We start from the raw sequence: 19,932 nt of genomic DNA on the forward strand, positions 1-19,932 counted from the left end.
TGAAAACCAGGATGCCCTGCGGCTGGTCCGCTCGCACACCACCACACCTCTTGCCATCGGTGAGGTTTTCAACACCGTCTGGGATTACCAGACGCTGATCAAGGATCAACTCATCGATTATGTGCGGTCGGCTGTGACCCACACCGGAGGCATTTCCCCGATGAAGAAGATCCTGGACTATGCGGCCCAATATCAGATCAAGTCCGGCATTCACGGTCCGACCGACATTTCGCCTGTTGGGATGGCTGCCGCCCTCCACCTCGACCTTGCGATCCACAACTTCGGAATCCAGGAGTACATGCAACACGGCGATGCCACCAACAGCGTCTTCGACCAATCGTTCAGCTTTACCGACGGATATCTGCACCCCGGCAATAAGACGGGACTCGGTGTGGAATTGAACGTCGATGAAGCCGGAAAGTACCCCTACCAAACGGCATATTTGCCGTTCAATCGACTGGCCGACGGAACCGTTCACGACTGGTAGGGCCGTCGGCGACACGCCCGAGCTGCGCCGGGCCCGCGAAACGTGTAAAGTTGGGAACTGAACTTCGGCGAGGGATGCCGCCTGCCCGGGAAACCGGGCCACAGGCATCCGTTATCGACGCGGCGGACGAGACTTTGGGCTTTTCCTCACGCTGACATGCGTTCGAGTTGACAGCACCAAACAACGACGCTGCACCAGACAACGATCAGGACCCATAGGGTTCGCAAGGAGATACATCATGGCTAAAGAGATCAACAAGGTAACCGTTGAACTGCGCGAGAAGTTCGGCAAGGGTGCGGCCCGCAAGCTGCGCGTGCTGGGCATGATCCCCGCCGTCATTTACGGCCACGGCACCGAGCCCGTGCACGTGTCGCTTCCCTCGCACCGCATGGGACTGCTGCTGCGCCGCGCGAACGCGATCCTCGACCTTGACATCAACGGCACGAGCCAGCTCGTTCTGGTGAAGGACGTTCAGAAGGACCCGTTCCTCGCCATCGTCGAGCACATCGACCTCATCGTCGTGCGTAAGGGCGAAAAGGTGCAGGTTGAGGTTCAGATCCACATGACCGGTGAGTCCTTCCCCGGAACGCTGGCCGACTTCGACACCAAGACCCTTCTTCTCGAGGTCGAGGCCACCGACATCCCCGAGCGCCTTACGGTCTCGATCGAGGGCCTCGAAGACGGCGCGCAGATTCACGCGTCCGAGATCGAGCTGCCCGCCGGCGCCGTGCTCATCTCTGAGCCCGACACCCTGGTCATCAACGTGCAGACGCCGCGTGGCGAGGAAGCTCCCGTTGCCGCTCCCGAGCCCGACGAGACGCCTGCCGCGTAGTCATCCCCTTCTGGTTCCGTCGTAAGCGGAGGATTCCACTGGACGAGAATCTCTGGCTGGTAGTCGGGCTCGGTAACCCCGGGCCCGACTACTCCGGTAATCGCCACAATGTCGGCCATATGGTGCTGGCCCAGCTGGCGGAGCGCCTGCACGCCAATTTCAAGAATCACAAGACCGCGGCATCGGTCGCCGAAGGTCGCAGCGCGCCCGGCGGCCCGAAGCTTGTGCTGGCAAAACCCAACACTTTTATGAATGTGTCCGGACGCCCCGTTGCGGCGCTCCTGCGCTTTTACTCGCTCGAGCCGTCGCACCTCATCGTGGTGCACGATGACCTCGACATTCCATTCGATACCCTGAAACTCAAGGTCGGTGGCGGCCACGGCGGCCACAATGGCCTTCGCGACATCATCGCCGCCACGGGCACGGGAGATTTCATCCGCGTGCGCATGGGCATCGGCCGTCCACCCGGCCGGCAGCCGGCCGCGGACTTCGTACTCCACGACTTCACGTCGTCCGAGCGCGCCGTGCTGCCCAACATTCTCACGGATGCCACGGACGCGATCGATCTCATCGCGAGCGACGGGCTCACCGCGGCCCAGCAACGATTCCACGCCCCCTCCTGACAGTCGCGGCCTGATCTGGACGGGCTCGATCCGAGCGGCTGTCGAGATCAGGATGCGGCTGTCAGCGGGGTTGCGTAGACTCGACCGGTGATCCTTCAGGCTTAATCGCTGCGCTCAAGCGCGCCTCCACGTTCGATAGCGCCCTCGCCTATGCGAGCCGTGACGCCGATTTCTCACTCACGGAGGGGCTGCGAGCGCCCTTGCTGGCTGCGCTCCTCGAGCAACGCAGCGACGAGGCCCAGGCCCTGTTCGTGATTACGGCGACCGGCCGCGAATCGGAAGCGCTGCGCGACAACCTGGCAGCCTTCGCCTGTGACGCGGAGATCATCGACTTTCCGGCCTGGGAGACCCTGCCGCACGAGCGGCTGAGCCCGAGCGCCGAGATCGTCGGCAACCGGCTCCACGCCCTGCGCCGCATGCGCGAGTGGGAAGAGACGTCCGTCGGTGACCGACGCCCGCTCATCGTCGTCGCCTCGGTGCGCGCAGCCCTGCAACCGGTGGCCGACAACCTCACCGACTACGAGCCCATCGAGCTGCGGGTCTCGGCACGCGGCCACGACCTCGCAGCCATCGCCGTGCAACTTGTGGACGTCGCCTACGCCCGCGTGGACATGGTGACCCGGCGCGGTGAGTTCGCTGTTCGCGGCGGAATCCTCGACGTGTTCCCGCCCGTGGCCTCGCATCCGTTCCGCATCGAATTCTTCGGAGATGAGGTCGACCAGATCCGCCAATTCTCCGTGGCAGACCAGCGTTCGCTCCCCGAACCGGTCGACGCCGTGAGCCTTCCGCCGAGTCGTGAACTGCTGCTGAGCCCCGCCGTGCGCCAACGTGCCCGCGAAATGGAGAGCGAGTTTCCGAGTCTCTCCAGCATGCTCGCCAAGATTGCCGAGGGAATCCCCGTGGAGGGCATGGAGAGTCTCGCGCCCGCGCTCGTCGACCGTCTCGTGCCCGTCACGCACTATCTGCCCGCCCGGGCTGCCGTCGCCGTGATCTCACCCGAGCGTGTGGCAAGCCGGGCGATCAGCCTGGCCGAGACCAACCGGGAGTTTTTGGGGGCGGCGTGGAGCGCCGCCACGGCCGGCGCCGACTCGCCCATCGACCTGGAGTCGGGGGACTTCCTCACGCTGGGTCGCCTGCGGGACTCCGTGACCTACTCGCGTCCGGGCGCGCCGGCATCCGGCCACTCGTGGTGGACCCTGAGCACGTTCCAGGCCGCACCCACGGACGTCGAGACCCTCCCGGAACACCGGGAGATGGACGAACTCCTCACCATTCGCATCGACGCGGACGCGGTGCCGAGCTTCCAGGGCAACGTGGAAGGCGCGGTCGGGCATGTGTCCGCACGGTTGAAAGACGGCTGGACCGTGGGGATCGTGGCACAGGGCACAGGCCTCGTGGAGCGCGCCGCGCAGGTGCTCGCCGAGCACGAACTGCCGGCCCGCGTGGTCGACATGTGGCCGAACGACCCCGAACCGGGTATTGCTTACCTGCTTAAGGCCGGTGTCGACCACGGCTTCGAGGTTGCGCAGAACAAGCTCACGCTGATCAGCGAATCCGAGTTCTATGGACGTACCGCCGGCTACGACGCCAGACAGGTGAAGAAACTCGCCAGCAGGCGCAAGAATGTGGTCGATCCCCTGCAGCTCAAGGCCGGTGACCATGTCGTGCACCAGACGCACGGCATCGGGCGCTTCCTTGAACTCACCCAGCGCGAGGTGTCCAGCGGCGGGCGCAACCCGATCAAGACCACGCGCGAGTACCTCGTGCTCGAGTACGCGCCGTCAAAGCGCGGGCATCCGGGAGACAAGCTGTATGTTCCCACTGACCAGCTCGACCTCGTCTCGCGTTACGTGGGCGGCGAAGCGCCGGCGCTGAGCAAGATGGGCGGCAGCGACTGGTCATCGGCCAAGACCAAGGCCCGCAAGGCCGTGCGCGACATCGCCGTCGAACTGGTCAAGCTCTACTCGGCCCGAATGGCGAGCAAGGGCCACGCCTTCGCTCCCGACACACCGTGGCAGCGCGAACTCGAGGAAGCCTTCCCGTTCGTGGAAACGCCCGACCAACTGACCACCATCGACGAGGTGAAGGCCGACATGGAGCGGCCCATTCCGATGGACCGCCTGCTCTCGGGCGACGTGGGATTCGGCAAGACCGAGGTCGCGGTGCGCGCCGCGTTCAAGGCCATTCAAGACGGCAAGCAGGTCGCCATGCTCGTGCCGACGACCCTGCTCGTGAGCCAGCACATGGAGACCTTCAAGGAGCGGTTTGCCGGTTTCCCCGTGCACCTGCGGGCCCTATCCCGTTTCCAGACCGAGAAGGAGTCCCGCGAGACGATCGCCGGAATGCTCGATGGAACGGTCGATGTGGTCATCGGCACGCACCGCCTGCTCTCGCCGTCGATCATCTTCAAAGACCTCGGGCTCGTGATCATCGATGAGGAGCAGCGCTTCGGAGTGGAGCACAAGGACGCGCTGAAGAAGCTCAAGACCAACGTGGATATCCTCGCGATGAGTGCGACACCGATTCCGCGGTCCCTCGAGATGGCCGTCACCGGCATCCGGGAAATGTCGACGCTCGCCACCCCTCCGGAGGACCGCCACCCGATCCTGACGTTCGTGGGCCCGTACTCCGAGCGGCAGGTTGCCGCGGCCATTCGTCGTGAACTGTTGCGGGAGGGCCAGATCTTCTTCGTGCACAACCGGGTGACGAGCATCAATCGCGTGGCCGCGCAGCTCGCCGAACTGGTGCCGGAGGCTCGCATCGCCGTGGCGCACGGCCAGCTGCCGGAGGCGCAGCTCGAACAGGTCGTGGGTGATTTCTGGGAGCGTAAGTTCGACATTCTCGTGTCGACGACGATCATCGAGACCGGGCTCGACATCGCCAACGCGAACACGATCATCATCGACCGCGCCGACAAGTTCGGACTCAGTCAGCTGCACCAGTTGCGCGGGCGTGTCGGGCGCGGACGTGAACGCGCCTACGCGTACTTTCTGTACGACGCCAACAAGCCGCTCTCCGAAATGGCGCACGATCGCCTGTCGACGATCGCGGCCAACAACGAACTCGGCGCCGGCATGCAGGTGGCCTTGAAGGACCTCGAGATTCGTGGCGCGGGCAACCTGCTCGGCGGTGAACAGGCTGGACACATCGCGGGGGTTGGCTTCGACCTCTACCTGCGCATGATCGGCGAGGCCGTGAGCGCCTTCCGTGGCGACGTTGCGGAAGGACAGACCGAGCTGCGGCTCGAACTCCCGGTGGACGCGCACATCCCCCACGACTTCGTGGACAGCGAGCGGCTGCGCCTGGAGGCCTACCAAAAGCTCTCGAGCGCCAGCTCACCCACCGCCACGGCCGACCAGATCGACCTCGTGCTGGACGAGCTCACGGATCGCTACGGCGACCCGCCCACGCCCGTGCGGAACCTCGTGGCCGTCTCGCGACTGCGCTGGCAGGCGCAACAGGCCGGGTTGAGCGAGGTCGTCGCGATGGGCTCCAATCTTCGGATTTCCTCCGCCGACCTCGCCGATTCTATTCAGATCCGGCTGCGCCGCATGTACCCCGGTGCGAAGTACACGCCGACGAACGGCGCGCTCATCGTGCCGCTGCCGCGCACGAGCACCGACCCGCGCACGAGCGGCCCGGTCGATGACGCTACGCTCATCGCCTGGACCGACACGCTTCTCGGCGCGATCTTCCCGCGCCCGGTTGAGGTCGCGGTTTCGGCCACGTAGGCCCACACACACCCGCACAACACGAAGGCCCCGCCGCTCGATGAGCGGCGGGGCCTTCTGCGGTTCGACTGACCTACTTCTCGGCCTGCTTTTCGGTCTGGTACACGTCGGGAACGCCGTCGTTGTCGGCGTCCAGAGCGTCCTTTGCCGCCAAGCGACCATAGTGTCGATTACGGCTGCGGAGCACGACCGTCGCGGCCAACGCCGCGAGCACCGATCCCATCAGGATGGCGATCTTGGCGTGCTCGTCATGCGGGCTATCCTGACCGAAGCCGAGCTCGCTGATGAGCAGCGACACGGTGAACCCCACCCCGGCGAGAAGGGCCACCCCGGCCACGTCGATCCAGGCCAGATCGGGGTCGAGGGCTGCCTTGGTCGTCTTCGTGACGATGATGGTCGCGAGCAGCACGCCGACCGGCTTGCCCACCACGAGTGCCACAACGATGCCGATGGAGACCGGGTCGGTGATGGCCCGCATGAAGCCCTCGGCTCCGCCGATCGCCACCCCGGCAGAGAAGAACGCGAAGACGGGAATGGCAAACCCCGATGACAACGGGCGGATGCGGTGTTCGAGCGTCTCGGCAAGGCCGGGTCCGGCATCCGGCCCGCCGCCTCGTGCGCTGCGGAGCACCGGAACGGCGAATCCGAGGAGAACGCCGGCCACCGTGGCGTGTACGCCCGAGGCGTGCACCAGCGCCCACACGACAAAGCCGATCGGCAGCAGGACGGCCCACGCGGCGAAGGCCCGGGTCCCGAAGAAGTGGGAGTACTTGTGCGTGAGGATCCAGTAGAGCGCGAGCGGAACGATCGCGACCAGCAGCGGCACGAAGGCGATGTCCGTCGTGTAGAAGAACGCGATGATGGCGATGGCCAGGAGGTCATCGACGACGGCCAGGGTCAGCAGGAAGATGCGCAGGGCGGCGGGCAGCTTGCTGCCGATGACGGCCAATACGGCGAGGGCGAAGGCGATGTCCGTCGCGGTCGGGATCGCCCAGCCGCGCAGGGCATCGGAACCGCTGTTGAGGTTGATCAGGGTGTAGAAGATGGCCGGAACGATGACGCCGCCGACCGCCGCAGCCACCGGAACGATGGCGCGATTGACGCTGCGCAGGTCTCCCGCGACGAATTCACGCTTGAGCTCCAGCCCGGCGAGGAAGAAGAAGATGGCCAGGAAGCCATCGGCCGCCCAGGTGCCGAGGCTCAGCTTGAGATGCCACGGCTCGTAGCCGACCTGGAGATTACGGAACGCAAAGTAGGCGTCGGCGAAGAACGGCGTGTTCGACATGATGAGGGCGGCCAGGGTGGCCACCAGCAGGATGGCGCCGCCGACGGTTTCCTTGCGCAGGATGAGTGAGATGCGCTGGAATTCTAGAAAGCTGCCACGACGCAGTACAGGGCCGGACCTGTCAGGACGGTTGGCGGGAGAAACGGGAGCAGGCGAATTTTTGGGCACGTACGGGTCCTCAAAGTTTTTGGCGCTAAATATCGAACTGCCGACCAGACTTCCCGGCTCACCACGGCTAGAATACACGGCCCTCCTGAATAGACCCAGACGGGGGGCCTGCCGCAGGATTAAGCTGGGAGGGACGAAGGAGATTTCCCGTGACAGAAACCGTCAGTTCTCTCGATACCCTCATTGCCACCGTCGCGCGGTTGCGCGCGCCGGGCGGGTGCGCGTGGGACGCCGACCAGTCCCACGAGTCCCTCGTGCAATATCTGGTCGAAGAGTCCCACGAACTCGTCGAGGCGATCGAGTCGGGCAGCCGTGACGACCTGCTGGAAGAGCTGGGAGATGTGCTGTATCAGGTGCTCTTTCACTCCGACCTGGCCAAGAATACTGCTGGCGAAGACTTCGACATCCAGGATGTCGCGGCGCACATGAACGCCAAGATGATCGGGCGGCATCCTCACGTCTTCGGAGATCTCAGGCTGGATACGGCCTCCGATGTGTCGGCCGCCTGGGACGGGTTCAAGGCGCAGGAGAAGCCAGAGCGCACGAGTGTGCTCGACGGCATCCCACTAGGAATGCCCGCATTGGCTCTCGCCGACAAGGTGCTCGGCCGGGCCGAGAAGATCGGCTTGATCGAGCCGGAGGCGGCCTTCCCGCTGCCGATCGACAGCGAGGACCAGCTCGGCCCCCTGCTGCTGGCCATTGTGTCCACGGCGAGAGCCAAGGGCCTCGACGCCGAGCGTGCGCTGCGCAGCGCCCTCCGCGGACTGCAGGGTGAGATTCGTCAGGCCGAGGCCTCCATGTCGCCGAACTCCGTGCGCGCGGCGGATGTGGACGCCTTCGATGCGGGAATCATCGGGCTGGCTCGGGACTGATCCGAAACGGTCCGGACCCGGTGTCGTCCCGCAGCGCTCGCGGCCCGCCGCTGACCTGACAGAATTGGGGAATGGCAACACCTGTAACCCCTCCCCGTGGCATGCGTGACTTCCTCCCCGCCGACAAGGCGTCCAGGGAACATGCTCTCGGGGTGATCCGTCAGAGCTTCTCCGCCCACGGATTCGACGAGATCGAGACCCCGGTCATGGAAGACGCCGCCCGGCTGCATTCCGGGCTCGGCGGTGACAACGAGAAACTCGCCTTCGCCGTGATGAAGAGAGGGCTCAAAGCGACGGATGTCGCTGCCGCCGTGGCCGCGGACGACCTTCTGTCGCTCGCCGACCTGGGTCTGCGCTTCGACCTGACAGTTCCGCTCGCACGGTTCTATGCCACGCACCGCGCGGAACTGCCCACGGTCTTTCGTGCCATCCAGATCGCGCCCGTCTGGCGCGCGGAACGACCGCAGAAGGGACGCTACCGTCAGTTCGTGCAGTGCGACATCGACATCATCGGTGAAGCGGGCCCCCTCGCCGAGATCGAGCTGATCACCGCGACCGCGGCCACCCTTGATGCTCTCGGACTCACCGGCTGTTCCATCCGCATCAACGACCGCCGCATTCTCACGACGATGCTCGGCCACTGGGGGATTGCCCCCGAGTTGTCCGAACGCGCGCTCATCACGATCGACAAGCTCGACAAAATCGGCGTGGACGGCGTCGTCGCCGAGCTCGCCGGCCTGGGCGTCGATACGGCCGGAATCGCCGATACCGTGAACACGCTCGGCGGATCGGGCTGGAACGTCGGGGCCGAAGCCCCGGACTGGCTCGACCAGACGGCCTTCGCCGATCTGCTCGCCCTCCGCGCGGCCATGCCCGGAGTCGACCTCGTCTTCGATCCCACGCTCGTGCGTGGAATGGGGTACTACACGGGCACAATCTTCGAGATCTCCCACCCGACCCTCGGCTATTCACTCGGCGGGGGCGGTCGTTACGACGGAATGATCGGCCGTTTTCTGGGCACGGATGTTCCGGCGTGCGGGTTCTCGATCGGCTTTGAACGCATCGTCGACCTGCTCGGCGCCGATGACGCATCCACTGCCCGTGCCGTCGTTCTCGTGCACAATCCCGATGCGAATCCCGCTCAGCTCGTGAACCTCAAGACCGCGCTCGTGGCCGACGGGCTGCGCGTGCGGCTCGAACGCCGCACCAAGAATCTCAAGGCGCTGCTCGACCGGGCCGCCGAAGCAGGCTTCGGACGTTTTGCTTTTGTGGGGAATGACACCACGACTGCGGCCGAACTTGAATTCAAGGACCTCGGGACCTGACCAGAGCGGCACAGTCCGGTATCACCGGGTTTGGTTAGACTGACCGATGTATCACGCACCACCACCCCCCAGATTTAGGAGACAGTTGTGGCCCTGATTGAGGCAGTAGACGCACGCGAAATTCTCGATTCCCGAGGCAACCCCACCATTGAGGTTGAGGTCCTGTTGGATGACGGCACCGTCAGCCGTGCGGCAGTTCCGTCCGGAGCGTCCACCGGAGTGTTCGAAGCGTATGAGCTGCGCGACGGAGACAAGTCGCGCTACCTCGGCAAGGGTGTTCTCAATGCCGTTGACTCGGTCATCGAGGAGCTCGGCCTTGCCGTCGAGGACATCGACGCGACCGACCAGCGCATCGTCGACATGGTCCTCAACGAGACCGACGGAACCGACAACAAGGAGCGCCTCGGCGCCAACGCCATCCTCGGCGTGAGCCTGGCCGTCGCCAAGGCCGCCGCCAGCTCGGCCGGATTGCCGCTGTTCCGTTACCTCGGCGGCCCGAACGCGCACACCCTGCCGGTGCCGCTGATGAACATCATCAACGGTGGCTCGCACGCCGACAACGACGTGGACATCCAGGAATTCATGATCGTTCCCCTCGGCGCAGAGTCCTTCAGCGAAGGCCTCCGCTGGGGCGTTGAGACCTACCACGCGCTCAAGGGACTGCTGCAGTCCAAGGGACTGTCCACCGGCCTCGGTGACGAGGGCGGATTCGCCCCCAACTTGCCGAGCAACCGCGCGGCCCTCGACCTGATCGTCGAGGCCATCGAAATCGCCGGCTACGTACCCGGAAAAGACATCGCCCTGGCCCTCGACTGCGCGGCCAGTGAGTTCTTCTCCGACGGCTCGTACAACTTCGAGGGTAAGAAGCTGTCCGCCGAAGAGCTGTCCGCCTACTACGCCGAGCTCGTCGCGGCGTACCCGTTGGTCTCGATCGAAGACCCGCTCGAAGAAGATGACTGGGACGGCTACGTGCACCTCACGCAGCAGCTCGGCGACAAGGTGCAGATCGTCGGCGACGACCTGTTTGTCACCAACCCGGCACGCCTGGCCAAGGGCCTTGAGCTCAAGGCCGCGAACTCGATCCTGGTGAAGGTCAACCAGATCGGCACGCTCACCGAGACGATGGACGCCGTGTCGATGGCGCAGCGCGCCGGCTACACCGCGATCATCTCGCACCGCTCGGGTGAAACCGAGGACACCTTCATCGCCGACCTCGCGGTCGCGACGGATGCCGGTCAGATCAAGACCGGTGCACCGGCCCGCAGCGAGCGTGTGGCCAAGTACAACCAGCTTCTGCGCATCGAAGAAGAGCTGGGCGAGGCCGCCGTGTACGCGGGCCGTTCGGCTTTCCCGCGCTTCACCGCGTAACCCGCCGGGGCTCCTGATCCGGCTGAGCCGGTCGGGAGCCCCGTTTTTTTTCACCGAGCACGACACCGAACAGCATGACGAGAACGACGAAGGGAGCCCCAGTGGGTAGCACATCCTCCGACCGGAAGCTCCCTGCCACCGGACCGACGGAAACACCCGTCGGTGGCTGGCTGCGCGGCATCCATTTCTCCGGGTTTTCCCTGGTGATGATGGTGATCCTCGTCCTGGCTGTTGTGATTCTGGCACCGAGTCTGCGCACCTATGCAGAACAACGCCAGCAGATCAGCGCCCTGAATGCCGACGTCTCGGAGCAACAGGCTCAGGTGGACCAGCTGAAGTCCGAGCGCGAGCGCTGGAACGATCGCACCTACATCACCACACAGGCCCGGGACCGCCTCTCCTACGTTCGGCCGGGGGACATCAGCTTCCTCGTGATCAACGACTTGCCCGCACCGATCGCCGGTACGGCCGAGACGGAACCCGTGAGCCCCACCATCCAAGACACGAAGATCGATTGGCTGGCGTCCCTGTTCGCCTCCACGATGACGGCCGGTCTTGCACCGAAAGCGGCAGCACAATGACCAGACCCCCCTTTGAGCCGTTTACCGACGCTGATATCGCCGTGGTGTCCGCCCAGCTGGGCCGCCCCGCGCGCAACGTGGTCGGCATCGCCGCCCGCTGTGTCTGCGGAGCGCCCACGGTGGTGGCCACGGCGCCGCGGCTGGCTGACGGCACGCCGTTCCCGACGATGTATTACCTGTGCCACCCCGCAGCGACCGCGGCGCTCTCGCAGCTGGAGGCCACCCAGGTCATGAATGAGTACAACCAGCTTCTCGCCGACGACGAGCAGGTCCGTGCGGCATACCGGTCGGCCCATGAGAGTTTCCTGGCCGACCGTGCCCTGCTCGGAGACGTACCGGAGGTCGCGGGAATCTCCTCCGGCGGTATGCCCGATCGGGTCAAATGTCTGCATGCCCTCGGAGCTCATTCCCTGGCCGCCGGTCCGGGAGTCAACCCGATCGGCGACCTCGCCCTGGCCCGCTGCACCTGGACGCCTACCGTGTGCGAGTGCATCGACTATTCGGCGGCGGATTCGGCTCCGGAGTGACAGAGAGCTCCCGAGCGGTACACAATTCTCGAGTGGCAGCGCTCTCTCGAGTGACACCGAGCTGGCGGCGCATGGGAGCGGCCATCGGCGTGCTTCTGGCCATGTCCGTTGTCGGTGGTTCCGTGGTCCTGGACGCCCCGCCGGCCAGAGCCGATCAGATCCGAGACCTGGAATATTGGCTGGCCGATTACGGGTTCACTGAAGCGTGGAACACCACCCGAGGCGCCGGCGTCACGATCGCGGTGATCGACACCGGGGTGGACAGCACCGTCGCTGAGCTGAGCGGAGCGGTCGTCGGGGGAGCGGATGTCTCGGGTCTGGGTTCGCCAGGAGGGCAGACGCCGGTCGGCAGCGACAAACAGGACAGCGGTCACGGAACCATGGTTGCCTCGCTCCTGGCGGGGCGCGGAACCGGGGAGGGGACCGGAATGATCGGCGTCGCCCCGGAGGCCGACATCCTGTCGGTGTCCGTGGCATTCGGAGACTCGGCCTCGACGGTCAGCAACGACGACCAAATCGCCGAGGGCATCCGGTGGGCCGTCGACAACGGAGCTGACGTGATCAATATGTCTCTCACCCGCAACACCCTCTTCTGGCCGGAGAGCTGGGACTCGGCTTTCCTCTACGCCTTCGAGCACGATGTCGTCGTCGTTGCTGCAGCGGGTAACCGGGGGAGCGGCACGACCGAGGTCGGTGCTCCCGCCACGATTCCCGGCGTGCTCACGGTTGCCGGTGTGGACCGTGAGAAGACGGCGAGCTTTGACGCCTCATCGCAGGGCATCACGATTTCTGTCGCGGCCCCGAGCGAGCAACTCGTCGGTGCCGTACCGGGCGGCGGGTATGTGCTCTGGGATGGAACGAGTGCCGCAGCGCCGCTCGTTTCCGGGCTTGTCGCCCTCGTTCGGGCTGCCCACCCGAACCTTGACGCGGCCGAGGTGATGAGTCGAGTGATCGAATCAGCGAATCCGAACGGCCAGACGACGCCGAGTCCCATCTACGGGAACGGACTCATCGACGCGAATGCAGCCGTCACCGGGTGGGTGCCGACCATGACCGGCCAGACGCCTGCCGAGCTGTTGCAGGAGTGGATCCACCTGCATCGCCGAGCCGAGATCGAGGTACAGCCCACCGAGGCCCCGTCCGTCGCCGAGCCGACAATTCCGTCGGAGGATCCGGTTCCGCCGACCCAGGACATCGCCTCGGCTTGGCTTCCCACCCAGCTCACATTGACCTATATCACCCTGCCGCTCGCCGTGCTCGTGGGATTTGGTATCCTATTAGGGTTGCTCGGCATCGGCGCCACTCGGCATATCAAGCGAATTCGCCGCAAGTAGTCAGTACTTGCGCAAACAAATCATGTAGGAGGCCCTCTCATCGTGCCCAAAATTCTCATTGTTGGTGGCGGATACGCCGGTTTTTACACGGCCTGGAAGCTCGAGAAGTGGCTGCGATCCGGTGAAGCAGATGTCACCATGGTGGACCCGCTGCCCTACATGACCTACCAGCCGTTCCTCCCCGAGGTCGCGGCCGGTTCGATCGAAGCTCGCCATGCCGTGGTCGCGCACCGTCGTCACTTGAAGAAGACAAACGTCATCACGGCCAAGGTCACGCACGTGAACCACGCCGAGAAGACAGCGACCATCACGCCCTCCATCGGAGAGCCGTGGGAGTTTGAATACGACATCGTCGTGGTCACCGCCGGCGCCGTCTCGCGCACGTTCCCGATCCCGGGCGTCGCAGACCAGGCCATCGGCCTGAAGACGATTGAGGAAGCCGTCGCGATCCGTGACCGCGTGCTGTCCAACTTTGACAAGGCGGCCGGCCTGCCGGACGGTCCGGAGCGCGAACGCCTGCTCACCTTTGTCGTCGTCGGTGGCGGATTCGCCGGAATCGAAGTTTTCGCCGAGCTTCGCTCCTTCGCGACGTCGCTGCTCACCTCATACCCCGAGATCAGCTTTGACGAGGTCAACTTTCACCTCATCGAGGCCATGGGCCGCATCATGCCCGAGGTGTCCCTCAAGACGAGCCTCTGGGTCATCGAGAACCTGGCTGCGCGCGGCGCGCAGATCCACCTCGACACGCAGCTCTCCAGCGCTGTCGATGGCGTCATCGAGCTGTCTACCGGCGAGACCTTCGCGACGGACCTCATCGTCTGGACCGCCGGCGTTATGGCCAACCCCACGATCGTGCGACACACCGACCTTCCCATCGAGGAGCGCGGCCGGGTTCAGACCCGGGCCGACCTCCGTGTCGGTACCGAAGACGACATCGTTCTTGACGCCTGGGCGGCCGGCGATGTCAGCTGCGTGCCCGACCTCAGTGGTGGCGGAGTGGGCGGCAACTGCGTACCGAACGCCCAGCACGCTGTTCGCCAGGGCAAGCTCCTGGCCGAGAACATCGTTGCCGTTCTGCGCGGCGAGGGTCCGAAGCAGTACAACCACAAGAACCTCGGAGCCGTTGCCGGCCTCGGAATCGGTGTCGGTGTGTTCCAGTCGGGCAAGGTCGCTGTAACGGGTCTGCCCGCCTGGTTCGCCCACCGCGGGTACCACGGTCTCGCCATGCCGAGCTGGGAGCGCAAGCTTCGCGTCGTCTGGGGTTGGGTGAATAACTTCTTCCTCGGTCGCGACATCGTTTCGATCGCTGCCGTACAGACGCCCCGTGCGGTCTTCGAGGAGTTCGCCTCGCGCCCCAAGCCTCCCGTTGAGGCTGCCGCGCCCAAGGCCCCTGCAGCGCGTGCGCCGCGCGCCCCCCCGTGCGCCTCGCAAGCCCACCGTCAAGGCGGCTGCACAGCCCGTCGTGAAGGACGCCGTGGAAGCGGATGCCACGACGGACGCCGTGGTCGAAGAGGTCGTTGCCGAACGGGCCGCCGCCGAGGCAACCTCCTCGAAGTAGCAACACAGGCGCGGCAGCGCATACGCTAGACGCGTTCGAGAAATTCGAACGCGCCCCCGTAGCCCAATCGGCAGAGGCGAACGACTTAAAATCGTTAAAGTCTGGGTTCAAGTCCCAGCGGGGGCACCACCGTTCGCACAGTATTTCCCGCAGTTCTCCGAGTTCTCGACCAGCTCGATCCCAGCGCTGGTCGAGGAGCGAGGTCGCTCGGGCCGAGCCTGTCGAGATCAGTCTCGAGGCCTCACGAGCCATATCTCAGGACTGCTCCCGTATTCTTCATGCATCACGGCAGAAGATCATCCTGCCCGAAAGGAAACACCGATGAGCCTGATCAGGCTGAACGACGTCAGCGTCGGTTTTGAAAACACCCAGATCCTGCGCGAGGCGTTCTTTCGCCTCGAACCCAAGGACCGGGTGGGCCTGATCGGAAAGAACGGGTCCGGCAAGTCGACAATGCTCAAGCTCATCCTTGAGCAGGTCACGCCTGACACCGGAACGGTGACCGTCGAGTCGGGGGCGCGCATCGGCTACTTCTCGCAGTTCTCGGAGTTGAACGGTGAGTCCACGATCACCGAGGTTCTCGACGCCCTCTTTGTTGAGGTCAAGGCCGTCGAAGCCGAGCTGGCTGCCATCGACTCGAGTATCGCGACCGATTCCCCGGTAGGTTCCGAGCTGGACAGGCTGATCATTCGTCAGTCCGAGCTCTTCGAGGAGATGGACCGGCTCGATGGCTGGGACTACACCCGCCACATCGACACGGCCCTCTCCACGCTGGGGTTCAACGAGGCCCACCGGGTCTGCGCCATCGACGAACTGTCCGGCGGCTGGCGCAACCGCGCGGCCCTGGCGAAGATCGTGCTGGAAGCGCCCGACGTGCTGCTCCTCGACGAGCCCACCAACTTCCTTGACGTGGCCGGTGTCGAATGGCTCGAAGCATGGTTCCGGGACTTCAAGGGTGCCGCAATTGTGGTCTCGCACGACCGCAAATTCCTTGACTCCGTCGTCACCCGCATCATCGAGCTTGAGAATTACCACCTGCACGAGTACCCGGGCAACTTCGGCGAATACGTCGTTCAGAAGCAGTTCCGGCTCAAGACGCTCGAGGCGCAGTTCGTGCACGAGTCTGAGCTGCTGGCCTTTGAGGCCGAGGGAATCTCCGACCGTCGGGAGGCGGCCAAGGCCGAGAGCCGAGGCCTCGGCAACAAGCTTGCTCACATCAAGAAGTCACGGACCCCCCGGCCCGTCGACCAGATCATCACGGAGATCTACGGTTCCCTGCACGTCAAAGACGCCCTGTGCCGGGTGGACAACCTCAGTAAGTCATACGGGGACAAGCTCCTGTTCAGCGGGTTGACGTTCGAGATTCGTCGTGGCAACCGCATCGTGGTGCTCGGCCCCAACGGCAGCGGCAAAACCAGCCTCCTCCGCGTGCTGACCGGCGAAGAACGGGCCGATTCCGGCGATGTGACGTGGGCATCCGGCGCGGGCGTTGTCTCCTACAACCAGGTGCTCGACGAACTGGACGACACTGATACGGTCAGCCACGCCGTTAACGCCTTGCCCGACAGCCTCGCGCTCACCGCGACACGCAAATCCGTGAACCGCTTCCTGGCGATGTTCCAGTTTTCCGAAGCTGATCTCAAGCAGAAGATCGGTAATCTGTCGGGCGGGCAGCGTGCGCGAGTTGCCATGGCCCAGTGCTTGCTCTCTGGAGCCTCTGTGCTGTTGCTCGATGAGCCGACCAACCACCTGGACATGTCAAGCACGCAGGTGATGGAGCGGGCACTCATGCATTTTCCCGGCGCCGTTGTCGTGGTCAGCCACGACCGCTTCTTCAGCGACAAGATCGCCAATCGCTACCTCGTCTTCGGGAGCGAAGCCGCCGAGCCCGGCGAGATCGACGTGCGCGTGGCGTAGGCCCGATCCCTGCAGGCATCGTACGCAGCGGACCGGCGTCGTTGCATCGCTGTCGGGACGTGCTGAGCGGCGTGCGGATCTGTGAACCTGACCTTCCAGACGTGACCATCGAGATCGTCGATGTGCAGGGGGTGCGTGAAGTCAGGCGAGCCGGTCGAGGTAGCGCAGGATGATTCCCTCGCGAAGCGCCCATGGCGACACCTCGAGCTCCTCGGCCTTGAACGCAGCCATCGCCTCGCCCAAGACGATTCCGCCGGCCACAATCTGAAAGGTCCGGTCAGCGGTGATTCCGGGGAGGGCAGGTCGCGCCTCGGCGGGAATCCGTGCAAGCCGCGGAACCCAATCATTGAGCTGCGCCCGACCGAGACGAAGTCGGTCGCCCGAGCCGACGCCCTCCGACGTCGAGCCTGCGAGACGAGCGAGCGAGCGAATGGCCTTGGAAGAGCCCACGATGTGGTGCGGCGCGGGGAGGGCGGCAAACGCGCCGACCGTTCGCTTGAGCACGGCGGTCGCGTGGGCGCGTAGGGCGCTGACCTCGTCGGGCAGGGGAGGATCGTGGTGGAGGAAACCGATCGTCGTGCGGCCGGCGCCGAGAGGCAGGGACAGCGCAACGTCAGGGATCTCGTTCGCTCCGGCGGCGATCTCGAGTGATCCGCCACCGATATCGAAGAGCAGGATGTTCTCTGCGGACCAGCCGTACCAACGGCGCACCGCCAGAAACGTCAGTCTGGCCTCGTCTTCGCCGGACAATACCTGCAGCGCCACACCGGTTTCGCGCTCGACACGTTCCAGCAGATCTGGCCCGTTTGTGGCTTCACGCAGGGCGGACGTCGCGAACGGCAGGAGTTCGTCCACGTTGTGGCGACGAGCGAAGTCGGCGGCATTCTGCACGGCGGTCAGCACGGCGGCGACGCCCTCGTCGTTGATCGCCCCGTCCGGGGTGATGTACCGCATCAGCCGCAGGACGGCCTTGTCGGAGGCCATCGGTAGTGGCGGTGCGCCCGTGTGCGCATCGACAACCAGCAGATGGACCGTGTTCGACCCGACGTCGAGGACTCCTAAGCGCACATCTGAACGATAGCGCGTGTCAGAGGCCCGCCGGAGCCACGAAGCGTTGCCAGGCCCAGGCTCCGGCGCTCAGAGCGGCGAAGACAACGGAGGCCAGCCAGAGCAAGGGAATGGCGCCGGCGGACTGCCAGGCGTCGATCGCGGGCGAGAGCACGGCGAAGAGCAGCGTCAATGACACAACCATGAGGCCTGCCCAGACGGGCGGCGACCAGGCGAGCACGCTCCTGCCGCTGGTGCTGCCAAGAGGCACGAGCACGAAGACCGCGGAGCCGATGGCCGTGAGCACGATGGTGTTCAGGACTTCGGCGAGGAAGGCGCCCATGAATCCGTCGATCGGAGGCAGCGCGCTCAGTCCGAGCCATCCAATGATCGCCAGCAGGACGAGGCCGACGCAACGTACTGAGGCGAGTTGTCCACGCTGGGCGAGTGTCGGTCCGGCTGCTGCGGTGACGCTGCCGAGCAGACCGAACAGGAGAGCCGGATGGATGTCGAGCACGCGGGACCCGATGGCTGCCACGGCGACCAGCACGAGGTAGCGCGGCAGGAACGTGATTGTCGCGGTGATGTGGAGGATCCGGGAGCTCCACAACAGGGGCACGAGCGCGGCTGCGAGATTCACGATGAGCACGGCAACGACCACGGCGAGAAGCAGGCGCAGGTACGCGGGTTGCGAGACGACGGGCCCGGACAGCATGACGAGTGTCGCGGCGGCCACGAGCGCGGCCCCGCCGAGAAGCCAACGGTTCCACTGCACCGTCGGCGCTGTCTCGAACTCGTCCCGGGCTCTGTTTCGTCCGGCAATCGCGGTGGTGCCCCAGAGCGGGCGACCTCCGCGCGCTCGGGAGACGGTTCCCGCGAGGAGTCGTGAGGGGATCGCCAGCAGCAGCACCGCTCCCAGCGCCAGGAGCACGGCCTGCAGCCACGGGAATGACGCACTGGACCACGACGAGGGGACCGCCGTGGTGAACTGTGTCGGGTCGTTCCAGGGCCCTGCGCCAAATTCGGAGGCGATCGGGGGAGCGGGCTTCGCGGATGCCGTCGGCTCAGGGACGGCCACGGGGGGAACGGCCTCGGCTGTTGCAGATGCGGATGGTTCTGATTCACTCGGGACGGGCACCGTGGTGGCAGTTCCATTCGGAGTAGGCGGTGCGCTCTGCGACGGTGGGGGCGTTGACGGCTGCACATAGGCCACGGAGAACGCGGTGCTCCCCGGGCTCACGTTGCCCGCAGCATCCTTCTGTACCGCCACGAGGGAATAGGAACCGGCCCCGATTCCGCCGGCCGAGCAGCTCCAGGCCGCGTTTGTCACGGGAGCTCGGCACACCGAGTACGGGCCGGCGAAGACGGTGACGGTGGCCCCGCTCTCACCCGTGCCGGCATAGGTGGCACCGGCCACGGGGATCTGGGCCCCGCGACTCGGGGTGGTGATGACGGGGGCGACAGGTCGGTTGAGATCGAAGTCGATTGTGATGCCGAAGCTGGCGTTGGACGACGACGGACTGCTGTAATCGGAGATCTGGCTCGCCGTCACCTGACGGCTCCCGCTCGACACGAGACCGTCGAGATGGCAGGTCCACGCGCCCGAGCCATCGGCCCGAGAGGTGCAGGAGATTCCGTCGGAGATGGAGGCCGTCACGGTCGCTCCGGGATAGCCGGTGCCGCGCACGAGGCCGTTGGAGGTGTTCTGGCCGGTCGGACCGCCCGTGACCGTGGGGGCGCCGAGCACAGCGACGGTGATCTCGTCGAAAAGATCGGCGTTGCCGGTGGCGACGACTCGCAGGGTGACGTCCGGGGCGTTGGGCAACCGGGCGTTGTCACACGTCCACGTGGTGCTTCCGTCGGGAACGATGATGCACAGCGGGTCGCCGCCCGCTGGAGACAAAAGTTGCACCTCTGAGGACGCATCGCGCGTGCCGGACACCGTGGTCGTGGAACTGCCGATGAAAATCCCGGCGGAGGGACTGTCAATCGTCGGTGCGGCAACGGGCTGGGCAACCGGGTTGGGTTCCGGGGCCACTGCGCTACTCTCGCCCGGCGGAGGCGTTGTGGCCGAGGACGACGGAGCGTGAAGCGGCGCGGACACGGCGAGCAGGGATGTGGCCAGAGCCACCACAGCGATCAGGGCACAGCGACGCATCCGCTGTCGCACCGACGACAGCGGAGAGACGATAAGTTTGGTTGAGGTCACAGGGCCCACCACCCTATTTGACGGGGCGAAACCCGCAAAGTCAATGTGCCACGCAACATAACGAGATT

At 65.2% G+C, this 19,932-nt stretch carries 15 protein-coding genes and 1 tRNA gene; 13 read left to right on the plus strand and 3 right to left on the minus strand.

Going from position 1 to position 19,932, the window contains the following annotated elements; translation table 11 throughout:
• The 4 genes from JF66_RS04615 to mfd all read left to right on the plus strand — a co-directional run.
• A partial coding sequence (locus JF66_RS04615) for an enolase C-terminal domain-like protein (RefSeq protein WP_035875749.1) occupies positions 1-487 on the plus strand: 487 nt, incomplete at its 5' end.
• Between the two features lie 238 nt (positions 488-725).
• The gene (locus JF66_RS04620) at positions 726-1,319 is read left to right on the plus strand and encodes a 50S ribosomal protein L25/general stress protein Ctc (RefSeq protein WP_035875751.1); all 594 of its coding nucleotides are present in this window, start codon (positions 726-728) and stop codon (positions 1,317-1,319) included.
• 38 nt (positions 1,320-1,357) lie between these two features.
• Positions 1,358-1,942, plus strand: coding sequence for an aminoacyl-tRNA hydrolase (pth, locus tag JF66_RS04625; RefSeq protein WP_081882143.1), 585 nt, complete (start codon positions 1,358-1,360; stop codon positions 1,940-1,942).
• Positions 1,943-2,046: 104 nt separating this feature from the next.
• Positions 2,047-5,673, plus strand: coding sequence for a transcription-repair coupling factor (mfd, locus tag JF66_RS04630; RefSeq protein WP_035875754.1), 3,627 nt, complete (start codon positions 2,047-2,049; stop codon positions 5,671-5,673).
• A 73-nt stretch (positions 5,674-5,746) separates the two neighbouring features.
• Here mfd and nhaA read toward each other — a convergent pair whose 3' ends face one another.
• Entirely contained in the window at positions 5,747-7,126 is a 1,380-nt protein-coding gene (gene nhaA / locus JF66_RS04635; RefSeq protein ID WP_035875755.1) for a Na+/H+ antiporter NhaA, read from the minus strand.
• A gap of 149 nt (positions 7,127-7,275) precedes the next feature.
• Between nhaA and JF66_RS04640 the strand changes: the two genes are divergently transcribed.
• From JF66_RS04640 to JF66_RS04680, 9 genes are all read left to right on the plus strand, one after another.
• The gene (locus tag JF66_RS04640; RefSeq protein WP_051973122.1) at positions 7,276-7,998 is read left to right on the plus strand and encodes a MazG family protein; all 723 of its coding nucleotides are present in this window, start codon (positions 7,276-7,278) and stop codon (positions 7,996-7,998) included.
• Between the two features lie 71 nt (positions 7,999-8,069).
• Positions 8,070-9,323 (plus strand): histidine--tRNA ligase, encoded by a 1,254-nt coding sequence (gene hisS, locus JF66_RS04645; RefSeq protein WP_035875756.1) that lies wholly within the window; start codon positions 8,070-8,072, stop codon positions 9,321-9,323.
• A gap of 87 nt (positions 9,324-9,410) precedes the next feature.
• Positions 9,411-10,691 (plus strand): phosphopyruvate hydratase, encoded by a 1,281-nt coding sequence (gene eno, locus JF66_RS04650; protein ID WP_035875757.1) that lies wholly within the window; start codon positions 9,411-9,413, stop codon positions 10,689-10,691.
• A gap of 101 nt (positions 10,692-10,792) precedes the next feature.
• Positions 10,793-11,272 (plus strand): septum formation initiator family protein, encoded by a 480-nt coding sequence (locus tag JF66_RS04655; protein WP_051973123.1) that lies wholly within the window; start codon positions 10,793-10,795, stop codon positions 11,270-11,272.
• Entirely contained in the window at positions 11,269-11,799 is a 531-nt protein-coding gene (locus tag JF66_RS04660; RefSeq protein ID WP_035875761.1) for a DUF501 domain-containing protein, read from the plus strand. The genes JF66_RS04655 and JF66_RS04660 overlap by 4 nt, the downstream gene beginning before the upstream one ends.
• A 32-nt stretch (positions 11,800-11,831) precedes the next feature.
• Positions 11,832-13,133, plus strand: coding sequence for a S8 family serine peptidase (locus tag JF66_RS04665; protein WP_369797951.1), 1,302 nt, complete (start codon positions 11,832-11,834; stop codon positions 13,131-13,133).
• 42 nt (positions 13,134-13,175) lie between these two features.
• Positions 13,176-14,720 carry an NAD(P)/FAD-dependent oxidoreductase gene (locus JF66_RS04670; RefSeq protein WP_081882144.1) on the plus strand — a complete coding sequence of 515 codons (1,545 nt, stop codon included), beginning with the start codon at positions 13,176-13,178 and terminating at the stop codon, positions 14,718-14,720.
• 23 nt (positions 14,721-14,743) lie between these two features.
• Positions 14,744-14,820 (plus strand) — tRNA-Leu (locus JF66_RS04675).
• A 192-nt stretch (positions 14,821-15,012) separates the two neighbouring features.
• Positions 15,013-16,608 carry an ABC-F family ATP-binding cassette domain-containing protein gene (locus tag JF66_RS04680; RefSeq protein WP_035875765.1) on the plus strand — a complete coding sequence of 532 codons (1,596 nt, stop codon included), beginning with the start codon at positions 15,013-15,015 and terminating at the stop codon, positions 16,606-16,608.
• Between the two features lie 141 nt (positions 16,609-16,749).
• Here JF66_RS04680 and JF66_RS04685 read toward each other — a convergent pair whose 3' ends face one another.
• Complete coding sequence (locus tag JF66_RS04685) at positions 16,750-17,676, minus strand: Ppx/GppA phosphatase family protein (protein WP_035875767.1); 927 nt, start codon at positions 17,674-17,676, stop codon at positions 16,750-16,752.
• Between the two features lie 19 nt (positions 17,677-17,695).
• Entirely contained in the window at positions 17,696-19,864 is a 2,169-nt protein-coding gene (locus tag JF66_RS04690) for a hypothetical protein (RefSeq protein WP_035875768.1), read from the minus strand.
• Positions 19,865-19,932: the final 68 nt, after the last annotated feature.

Source organism: Cryobacterium sp. MLB-32, from assembly GCF_000738085.1.
Taxonomy (GTDB): Bacteria; Actinomycetota; Actinomycetes; order Actinomycetales; family Microbacteriaceae; genus Cryobacterium.

Excerpts from the sequence above, each read along its gene's own strand:
- hisS (WP_035875756.1), top strand. The coding sequence starts at position 8,070 with ATGGCAACACCTGTAACCCCTCCCCGTGGCATGCGTGACTTCCTCCCC.
- JF66_RS04660 (WP_035875761.1), top strand. The coding sequence starts at position 11,269 with ATGACCAGACCCCCCTTTGAGCCGTTTACCGACGCTGATATCGCCGTG.
- JF66_RS04680 (WP_035875765.1), top strand. The coding sequence starts at position 15,013 with ATGAGCCTGATCAGGCTGAACGACGTCAGCGTCGGTTTTGAAAACACC.
- JF66_RS04620 (WP_035875751.1), top strand. The coding sequence starts at position 726 with ATGGCTAAAGAGATCAACAAGGTAACCGTTGAACTGCGCGAGAAGTTC.